The 7,537-nt window shown below is 43.8% G+C and carries 6 protein-coding genes; 1 reads left to right on the plus strand and 5 read right to left on the minus strand.

Annotation, left to right across the window (positions count from 1 at the left end; genetic code table 11):
• On the plus strand, window positions 1–731 hold a 731-nt coding region (locus tag ABYB02_RS12470; protein WP_372762770.1), incomplete at its 5' end, for an alpha/beta fold hydrolase.
• Between the two features lie 94 nt (window positions 732–825).
• Here ABYB02_RS12470 and ABYB02_RS12475 read toward each other — a convergent pair.
• The 5 genes from ABYB02_RS12475 to ABYB02_RS12495 form a co-directional block, all read right to left on the minus strand.
• Window positions 826–1,731 carry a dihydrodipicolinate synthase family protein gene (locus ABYB02_RS12475; protein WP_372762771.1) on the minus strand — a complete coding sequence of 302 codons (906 nt, stop codon included), beginning with the start codon at window positions 1,729–1,731 and terminating at the stop codon, window positions 826–828.
• 17 nt (window positions 1,732–1,748) lie between these two features.
• On the minus strand, window positions 1,749–2,882 hold the full coding sequence (nagA, locus tag ABYB02_RS12480; protein ID WP_372762772.1) for an N-acetylglucosamine-6-phosphate deacetylase: 1,134 nt from the start codon (window positions 2,880–2,882) through the stop codon (window positions 1,749–1,751).
• Between the two features lie 109 nt (window positions 2,883–2,991).
• Window positions 2,992–5,823 (minus strand): TonB-dependent receptor plug domain-containing protein, encoded by a 2,832-nt coding sequence (locus ABYB02_RS12485; RefSeq protein ID WP_372762773.1) that lies wholly within the window; start codon window positions 5,821–5,823, stop codon window positions 2,992–2,994.
• A 297-nt stretch (window positions 5,824–6,120) separates the two neighbouring features.
• Complete coding sequence (locus tag ABYB02_RS12490; RefSeq protein WP_372762774.1) at window positions 6,121–7,263, minus strand: exo-alpha-sialidase; 1,143 nt, start codon at window positions 7,261–7,263, stop codon at window positions 6,121–6,123.
• Window positions 7,264–7,324: 61 nt separating this feature from the next.
• On the minus strand, window positions 7,325–7,537 hold a 213-nt coding region (locus tag ABYB02_RS12495), incomplete at its 5' end, for a hypothetical protein (RefSeq protein WP_372762775.1).

Here is a 7,537-nt window from a genome sequence, read left to right on the forward strand (position 1 = left end):
AAAATGATGCGTATTTGCCCGTTGTTATTGTGGTTCATGGCGGCTATTGGAAAGATAATCATAGTTTAGACAGTTATCCAACTAAGCAAATTGTTGAATATTTAGCGGATAAAAATGTCGCCGTGTGGAATTTAGAGTATCGCCGTATGAATAGTGTCGGCGCTAATGTGAGCGCGCCCTGGCCCAGTATTTTTAGTGATGTTGCACAAGGCATCGATTTTTTAACCACCTTGGCAACAGAGCATAAATTAGATTTAAGCAATGTGATGATTATTGGTCATTCAGCAGGTGGACACTTAGCAACGTGGGCTGCCTCACGGGGTATGATAGATAAAGACTCAGCGTTGTATAAAGCCGATTACTTAGCTATAAAAACAGTTATTGCTATTGCGGGGGTAGTTGATCTAAGGCGCCGCAGTGATTTAGGGCAACCACAACAAATAGTAAAATTATTAGGTGGTGAATTTGCTGATGGGCATAGTCGGATAAAAAATTGTAACCCGGCACAGTTAATTGACAATAGCGTAAAATATATAATTATGCATGGCGATAAAGACAAAGAAGTTAGTATAAAACAGGCTATTAGTTTTGTAAGCAGCAGTAACGAAGCTAATATTGTGTTCCATGTTTTAGCGGGTATTGATCATTTTACGATGTTTCCTAGTTTTAATGAGAACTTGCAAAGTTGGCAATCGTTACAACTCATTATTAGTGATAATTTAGCATTATAAGCATAAAAAAAGCCGCATAAATGCGGCTAATAACGGGATAACAACACATTAATCCCCAATAGTGCGCTAAAAGCAATGCACTACTTAGTAGCTATTACGCAGGTTGATGATCGATAAAGCCTGCGGCTTGCATTTTTGCAACCACATCTTGCTTTTCTGCATCACTTAGTGCGCGAATTGGCAAACGAGGATTGCCTACATCAATACCATGAAGTTGCATTGCAGCTTTGCCAGCAGCGACCCCACCGTACTGAACCAGTGGGCGAATAAGCGCAATTACTTTATCCATTAATGCGGTTACTGTTTGTTGATCGCCATTATTGAACGCCTCGATAATATCCAAGTAAAGGGGCGCTGCGTAGTTATAGGTACTGCCCACAGCGCCAATAGCACCTACTGCCAGGCCGCCAGGAAGAAATTCGTCAACACCAAATGGAATATCAAACTTACCGTCACACACGCGTTTACAGCGTTGGAATTCGTACAGATCAACATGGTTAAACTTAATACCCGCAAGGTTAGGAATGACCTTGTCAGCTTTAATTAAAAATTGCTCCATATCGAACATCACGCCTGACATACCTGAATGGTAGTAATAAAACGCTTTTGTGGGCGCAGCGGCTGCGACAGTCGCACAGTAATCCACCAAATCATCAACAGAACCCGGTTTAAAGAAGCACGGTGCAATGATAGAAGTTGCGAAAATATCCAGTGTTTCAGCGTGTTTAGTTAATTCCAGCGTATCAACAATTGACAATGCACCGGTATGTACCGTAATGCTTAGCTTGCCTTGCGCCGCTGCTACCCAACGTTCAGCAACCGCTTTACGCTCGGCAACCGAGCAATTAAGCCCTTCGCCCGTTGTACCACAAATATAAACGCCTTTAACGCCTTGTTTGATAAGTAATGTTGCTAATTGGTCAATCACCGGTAAGTTAACATCGCCATTGTTATCAAATGGGGTATGGGGGGCTGCAATCAGTCCAGTTAATTTATTCATTTCAAGCCTCTGTAATTTTAAAATAGTGCTTTGCCGCCAATCCATGTATTTACTACACGGGGCGACGAATTTGTTGTAGAAAGAAGGGTTAAATCGGCGTTAGCACCAATGCTTAATTGTCCACGCGTATCTGCAATGCCTAAAAACTCTGCGGGATATAAACTGGCCATATTAAGGGCATCGGTTAATGGAATAGCTAACATTTGTGTGGCGTTATTCACCGCCGTGATCATATCTAATGCTGAACCTGCTAATTGACCACTATTACTGGTTAGTTTGTCGCCAATTAAATTAATGTCATGACCATCGAAATGGAATTTGCTTTGCTCACTGCCTATGGTCGACATTGAGTCGGTAACCAACATCATTTTATGCGCTGCTTTGGCTCTATACGCTAACTTAGCTGAGCTTGGGTGCACATGATGACCATCTAAAATAAGCCCGCACCAGCTGTGTTCATCGAGTAACGCGGCGCCTACCATATTCGGTGCGCGCGACTCAAGTGCTGACATCGCATTAAATAAATGGGTAAACCCTGTAGCGCCCGCAGCTAAGGCTGCTTGTGCTTGCTCAAAGGTAGCATTTGAGTGCCCTAAACAGACATGCACATTGTGAGCGACTAAGGTTTTAATGATTTCACAGCTGACATTTTCAGGGGCGAGTGTGACTATTTTTATGCCCAAATCGTCACGACAATATATATCTAGCTCTTGCTGAGATAAGCTGCGAATTTGTTCACTGCTATGAATGCCTTTTTTAGGCTCGCTAATGTGCGGCCCTTCAAAATGTACCCCAATAATCCCTGGGGTATGTTGTGCAATAGCGTTACTGATCACGTCGGCTGTTTGCGCTATTTTTTGCACGTTGCTGGTGATAAGTGTGGGTAGCAAGCTGCTACTACCAAATTTAGCGTGTGCCGTGCTCATCGCTTTTAAGGTATGTAAATTGGTATCTTGATTAAGTAAATAACCGCCGCCGCCATTAACTTGTGTATCAATAAATCCGGCGGTTAATAAACCACTTACTTTTGTTTCAGTGGCACCTTTGACGGTATCGAACGCAATGATTTTGCCATCTTCAATACTGATAGGGCGGTTAACGTGCAGTGTTTTGCCATCAAACAGTTGATCGGCGATTAATGTGGTGATCATGAAAGTCTTCTCGGTTTGTGCTGCAGTGGAAAGAGGTGGACTGAAAGTTCAGCCCACCTTGCATTTAATACTTAAGATATCAAACGGCTTACTTAAGCGAGTTGGATGACTAAAAGTTTAATTTAACACCAGCGTAATAGGCGCGCCCGGTTAAATCGTATGCAGTGCCGTTAGTTAATGTACCTTGTTGTTGATACTTATGACCCGCTGTTAAATGTGGCGGTTGCTCGTCAAATAAGTTAGTGATACCAAAGTAAGCATTAATTTGGTTGGTGAAGTTATAGCTAAAGCGCACATCATTATAAACTTGTGAGTCAATAGCGTTAAGCTCTTCAGTCAACACGGTGTTATCGTTACGGTCTTTTGTTTCATCCCAGTAACGTAATTGCCAATACATATTGAAGTCATTAATTGTGTAAGAGGCATTAATGTTAAAACGCAGTTCAGGGAACAATACTTCACCGGCAAGTTCTTGTTTGTCGCCAGTTTCAAGGCCAGTAATGCTGTAAGTATCTAAAATATTTGCAGCAAAACCAACGTACAAGTCGCCATCACCTAAATCGGTCATATATGACAAATCAATATCAAGACCTTTAGTTTCAATTAGGTTTTCGTTTCCAGATGCAGCGTTCACGTCCAGTGCAGCACCCGAGCGACCATCACGGCGTACTAGGCCATTACAGTTTGCATCAAAGTTACTTGGATCTGCAGAGTAACAACGGTTTAAGATAACGGTACGGTCTGTTTTAGCGATGGCATCATCAATCTTAATGTCGTAATAATCAAGTGACATTTGTAAGCCAGAAATTGACTCGGGCGTAAACACGATACCGGCAGTGAAGGTATCGGCTTTTTCTTCTTTAACGTCGGTAGAGCCGCTTAATAAACCTGCGGTATTTTGACGTTCTACTTGCGTTAAGTTAAATGCGCCGTCGCTATCGATACGGTCTTGAATAGCGGCAACCGAGCGACAGTTTACCGCAATATTACCTGTGTCTGCATTGGTTAGGCCATCACAGGGATCGGTAACCAGTGCTGCAGTTGCAGTACCACCTGCGTATAAGTCGCTTACGTTAGGTGCACGTACTGCCGTTGCTACCGCACCACGTAAACGAATGCTGTCTGTAATTGGTGCATCTAACCCTAATGTCCAGTTTGTGGTGCTACCTACCGATGAGTAATCACCAAAGCGTACCGCGGCAGATAAGCTTAATTTTTCATGTAGTGGAATATGCAACTCACCAAACACGTCAACAACGTCAAATGAGCCTTTGGTTTTCGCAATAGCTGCACCACGTACAATGCCGGCTTGGCGTAATGGATCGGGAGTTTCATGGCCTTTTTCTTCACGGTACTCAACCCCAGCTGCAAAACCAATATTGTCAACGTCATTACTAACAGCAAAGTCTAACGCACCAGCAACAACAGCAGTAACCACAACTTGTTCAATACTGCCTTCTAAGTTGGTATCAGCAGCTAAATAATCAACGGCTTCAGGAGAAATACCATCAAGTGCAAACGGGTTAAATACCACACAGCCATTAATGCGCGCAATATCGTCGGCACATTGATAGCCGCCTGCGCCATTGTCTTCAACATTTAATGCATAGCGAGCGCGGTCTAAGTTAATGTCACCGTGGTTGGTTTGTTTTTGGTCAGTAACACCGTAAGTACCGCTTAATTTCAAGTAAATATCATTTGAAATATCATACTCATATTCACCGGCAACTCTAAATGTGCTGCGGGTGTTTTCTGCACCACGATCACCAAACTCATAGAGGCGTCTGAATGTTAAACTGGCATCGTCAAGGTTAGTGATACCGTCGTTAAGTAAGTTATTTCCAAGCGTCGTTCCTGCAAACCATGGGTGGGTTGCGATATCGATGCCGGTTGTGCCACCTTTAGATAATTTAAAGATATCGTTTCGAGTATCAAGCGGAATCGGCTCATAACGTGCACGCGAGTCGACACGGGCGTAGTTAGCCGTAAAGTTCATGCGTGATCTTTCATTTAAATCGAGCGATAAACCACTGGCAATAAAGTGTCGCGTAAGAGGGGCTATCATTGAGCGGAAATCATGAAAGTTAAATGCATCTGATGTTGCAGGGTCATCAGTACGGGTAAATAAGCTGCCATCGCCATTGTATTTATCGATTCGGCCACCATAAACATGCGACGAACCGACATAGGCAGAGGTGTCTCTGATACCGTCACCATCGGTGTCTACCGCATCTTTATGAACGCGCGAGTAATCACGATCACGCGCCATTAAGCCGTCATCTTCAGAGTAACCCACTGACAACCACGCGTTACCGTCGGCAAAGTTTTTACCAATTGAAAATTCGATATCTGTGGTGTCTTTATCACCTTCGCCGCTGCGGCCAGCTTGCGCTTTAAATGCCACACCATCAAAGTTTTTCTTTAAAATAATATTAACAACACCAGCAACCGCATCAGAACCATAGGCAGCAGATTGCCCCCCGGTAAGTACTTCAATGCTTTGAATCATAGTGGTGGGAATCGTGTTTAAATCAACGCCGTAGCCAGAGCCTACAGACATACCCGAAACGTAACGTTTGCCATCAACTAATACTAAAGTCCGTGAAGAGCCCAAGTTGCGTAACGCAACGGTATTTAAACCAGAATCTTGTTCGCTGATATTAGAGCTTGCAGAAGTAGTATCGCCAACCACTGATGGCATTTTAGCCAGTAAATCACCAACATTAACTGCACCAACGCCTTCAATATCATCAGCGTCCAGTATTTTTACCGGAGAAGCAGACTCAAAATCGCCTTTACTGATGTGTGAGCCGGTAACAATAATTTTTTCTACTTTTGCATTTACTTTGATGTCTTGTTCATCAGCAGCAAGTGAAGAGGTGGCTAGCGAAGCAATACTTATCGCTAGTAGTGACTTAACGAACGTTTTTGATTTCATCATGATATCCCCAAAATTATACTTATTTTTAGATGTTTATTCATAACTAGCTTTGTCGCGTGATTACAAAAAGTACAACAAAGCACTGCAGCTACAAGTATGCCATCAACCTGTTATACCAACATACCATTTGGCGGTTTAAATTGTCAAAGTTAAAATCTATTTTTTAACCATTTATTTACATGAAAGTCGCTACATTATTAATTTTATTTAGGTTATTTATTAACTGCGGCTAACAACGAGGTTAATACGGCTAGCACAAAGCTAGCCTAGGGGATTGATTATGGGGGAAAGGCTGATTTACGCTGTATGGTTGTGTAAGCTCACGCGCGCAAATGAAATAGCGCTATAGTTATCGCGTTCAAACATCACGCCTATCTCGTTATTGCTTAACTGGCAAATAGATGAATAGCCAAACGAACCAGGATACACCGAAGCCGCATGTTGCCAGCTGTTTCCATCATCTTGACTTATTTTTAGTACCCCTTCACTGCGTTGTAGTGTGTTGGCAGGGCCACAATATGCTAAGCCGTTATGTTTGGCGTCGTGCTGTAAACTAATAATGCTGCCTTGGCACTCGGGTTCGGGTAAATCGGGGGTGTCGTGCAGTGCAGACCAACTGATACCGCCATCGTCACTAAAGGCGGTTTTGCGCAGGTAGTTACCGTGGTAACTGCGGGCATTGAGGATCACTCGGCTATCGGATAGTTCCGCCATTTGTGTTTCATTGGCATGCTCATTAACTGCAGCAGGCGCTACCTCGCCGTATTGCCATTGATAGCCGCCATCGTCACTGTATACCGCGTACACTTTCATATTGTCCCAAGGGCCTTGTGTGAAGGGCATAATAATACGGTTTTTATACTGCCCTGTGCGTAGTTGAATACCAATTCCAGGCCCCCCAGCGTAGCAAGTTACCTCAGTAGGGCGCTTAACTTGCCGTGTGACTTCGACGGCTGCTGACCAATTGAGCCCGCCATCGCTGCTGCGCTGCACAAAGGTGCGGCAGATGCGCCCTTGGTAGCCCGTTTCTACTGCACCTTCGTGTACATTAGACGGAAAGTTTTGCCCAGCATGCGACACCCATGCTGTGGGATCTTCCACGGCATCGGCTGTGGTATAGGGATACTCCTGATACATTAAAACAATATCTCCGGTGCTTGCATCACGTACCACCAAGGGGTTGTTTAAGGCATTTTCACCGGCATCGGCTACTAGAATTTGCTCGCTCCAGCTTATGCCGTTATCTTGGCTGGTTTTTAGCACTATTTTATTGTGGGCGTGATCTGACAAAATGGCACGCGCTTCACAAAATGCCAGTAATTTGCCGTCTGGCAATGGGAGTAATGCTGGAATACGATAACTCCCAAAGCCTTCTGTTTCCGCCTCAAAAATAGTGCTGATCATGGTGCTATTTGGCAGTGAAGATTGCCCTGTACTCATTTCAAACTCCTCGGTTGCTAAGGTTTAATAACAGTGATTTAAAACGGCTGCAGCTAGCCGTTCACTTCATGGTATGAATGGTTAAGCCGTTTAAGCTATTAGCCGGTTTATTGCTAAATAAGGCACTGGCAAGGTAGCCCACCAAAATACAGCTTAAGATGCCAATGGAGCCAAATAGGTAGCCTTCTACTAGTTCAAATACCCAGGCGAGTAGCATAGTTATTACACCAAAAAATAGCCCAACCATGGCACCAGAGGCATTGGCTCGGGTGCT

It is taken from the genome of Pseudoalteromonas sp. (assembly GCF_041613455.1).
GTDB lineage: Bacteria > Pseudomonadota > Gammaproteobacteria > Enterobacterales > Alteromonadaceae > Pseudoalteromonas.

Coding starts and splice junctions, on each gene's coding strand:
- ABYB02_RS12475 (WP_372762771.1), bottom strand. CDS start 1,731: ATGAATAAATTAACTGGACTGATTGCAGCCCCCCATACCCCATTTGAT.
- nagA (WP_372762772.1), bottom strand. CDS start 2,882: ATGATCACCACATTAATCGCCGATCAACTGTTTGATGGCAAAACACTG.
- ABYB02_RS12485 (WP_372762773.1), bottom strand. CDS start 5,823: ATGATGAAATCAAAAACGTTCGTTAAGTCACTACTAGCGATAAGTATT.
- ABYB02_RS12490 (WP_372762774.1), bottom strand. CDS start 7,263: ATGAGTACAGGGCAATCTTCACTGCCAAATAGCACCATGATCAGCACT.